Here is a 1437-nt window from a genome sequence, read left to right as displayed (position 1 = left end):
CGGGCGATGCCGAAGTCCATGACCTTGACGACGCCGCGCTTGGTGACCATGACGTTGCCGGGCTTGATGTCGCGGTGGACGAGCCCCATCTCGTGGCTGGTCTCCAGGGCGGCCAGCACGTCGGCGGTCACCTTGAGTGCCTTGTCGGCGGGCATCGCGCCCTGGGCGGCGATGTCCTGGCGCAGCACCGAGCCGAGCGGCAGGCCCTCCACGTACTCCATGACGATGTACGGCATCAGGGCGCCGCCGAGTTCGTCCTCGCCGGTGTCGAAGACGGAGACGATGTTGGTGTGCTGGAGCTTCGCGACGGCCTGGGCCTCGCGGCGGAACCGCTCGCGGAAGGACTGTTCGCGTCCGAGTTCGGTGTGCAGGGTCTTGATCGCCACCTGGCGGTCGAGCGCCGCGTCGTAGGCGAGATAGACGGAGGCCATGCCGCCTTCACCGAGCAGATCCCGGAGCTGGTACCGCCCACCGGCGACGGCTCCGCCCGCGTATCGCCCGTGCGAACCGTCCTGGCTCATGACGTGTCTCCCCCTCGGCGCGCCGATGACGCGTGGCCCCTGTTTTCGCGGGTGTGCGCGGTATCGCGGAAATCTGTTCCGAAACTTCGGTGAACAACGAGCGCCGGTGCCCGGAAATCCGCGAAGATCCGTATGACGGGCCAAGTCTGCCCGAGGGGTGCGACACGTCAAGCCAGGTGCCGCTTCCGTGACCCTGACCACACGAACCGTCTCGGAAGCGTTACAGGAACTGCCCGGTATGTGCCCGTGCGGCACGCCGGCCGATCGGATGACCGGTTTCGCTCCGGACCGAGGGGCGCGGTGGAGGCTGTAGCGTGGCGTGGCAATGCAGCTGCCCATTCAGCTGATGCAGGTACCAGGCACCGTGAGGACCCGCGGACGCGCGGACAGATACGACGGCGAGGACTGATGGCACCCGATTCCGAAGCAAACGGCGGCGGAGTCTCGGATGGCACCGACTCCTGGGGCGTCGGCGGCGTCGTCGGGGACGGCCGTTACCGGATGACCCACCGCCTCGGCAGGGGCGGAATGGCGGAGGTCTACGCCGCGGAGGACGTCCGTCTCGGACGCACCGTCGCGGTGAAGCTGCTCCGTTCCGATCTCGCCGAGGACCCGGTTTCCAAGGCGCGGTTCACCCGCGAGGCCCAGTCCGTGGCAGGGCTCAACCACCATGCGATCGTCGCCGTGTACGACTCCGGCGAGGACGTCGTGGGCGGTCAGACCGTCCCCTACATCGTGATGGAGCTGGTCGAGGGCCGCACCATCCGCGAGCTGCTGATCAGCGCGGAGGCGCCGCCTCCCGAGCAGGCGCTCATCATCGTCTCGGGTGTGCTGGAGGCTCTGGCCTATTCGCACCAGCACGGCATCGTGCACCGGGACATCAAGCCCGCGAACGTCATCATCACGAACTCCGGCG

At 68.1% G+C, this 1437-nt stretch carries 2 protein-coding genes; one reads left to right on the top strand and one right to left on the bottom strand.

Annotated elements, in window-relative coordinates:
- The coding region (locus tag ACFWEP_RS34645; RefSeq protein WP_387376278.1) for a protein kinase at positions 1–521 on the bottom strand (521 nt) is incomplete at its 3' end.
- 408 nt (positions 522–929) lie between these two features.
- Between ACFWEP_RS34645 and ACFWEP_RS34640 the strand changes: the two genes are divergently transcribed.
- Positions 930–1437, top strand: a 508-nt coding sequence (locus ACFWEP_RS34640; protein WP_387376276.1) for a protein kinase, incomplete at its 3' end; no start/stop codon positions are given.

It is taken from the genome of Streptomyces sp. NPDC060198 (assembly GCF_042728415.1).
Taxonomy (GTDB): domain Bacteria; phylum Actinomycetota; class Actinomycetes; order Streptomycetales; family Streptomycetaceae; genus Streptomyces.
The sequence above is the reverse complement of the archived record's forward strand: the minus strand, read 5'-3'. Positions and strand labels throughout refer to the sequence as shown.